Source organism: Mesorhizobium sp. M7A.F.Ca.CA.002.15.2.1 (assembly GCF_003998715.1).
Classification (GTDB): domain Bacteria; phylum Pseudomonadota; class Alphaproteobacteria; order Rhizobiales; family Rhizobiaceae; genus Mesorhizobium; species Mesorhizobium ciceri.
On the sequence record NZ_RZPI01001259.1, the window covers coordinates 1 to 468 of the forward strand.

At 65.0% G+C, this 468-nt stretch carries 1 pseudogene; it reads right to left on the reverse strand.

The window, feature by feature from the left end:
• A pseudogene (locus ENZ74_RS34015) lies at nt 1–468 on the reverse strand (3-oxoacyl-ACP synthase); the annotation flags it as partial.

The window sequence follows — 468 nt, forward strand, 5'->3', positions numbered from 1 at the left end:
GGCCTGATGCGGCACGAAACGATCGAGGTCTTGCGGCCTCAGTCGGGCAGCAGTGAGCGCATCTCTCGAGCAGGCGGTCATCATCTCCACGGCCTTGCTGAATACTTCACGGCCGTCAGTGATCGTCATCCGTGTCTGCGCGAGGTCGAGGTCGGCATGGAACGGAGTGTTGCTTCCCCCGGCGGGAATCTGGATTAGCCCGTAGCGCGAGCCGTCGGAATCCACCGAAGCGCCGAGAATGCCTCGATCCGGGTCATCGCAAGGACTGATCACCATGGCGCCGGCGGCATCGGCAAACAGCACGGCGCTGGCGCGCTCGGCCAAATTGATGCGGTGGCTGAGGATGTTGGCGGCGATGACAAGGCTCGCTTTGCCGTGCAGGCGGGTGAACCCGTCGGCGAACATCAGCGCATAGATGAAGCCGGCGCAGGCGCCGGTCAGGTCGATCGCTCCGGCGCGGCCTAGCCC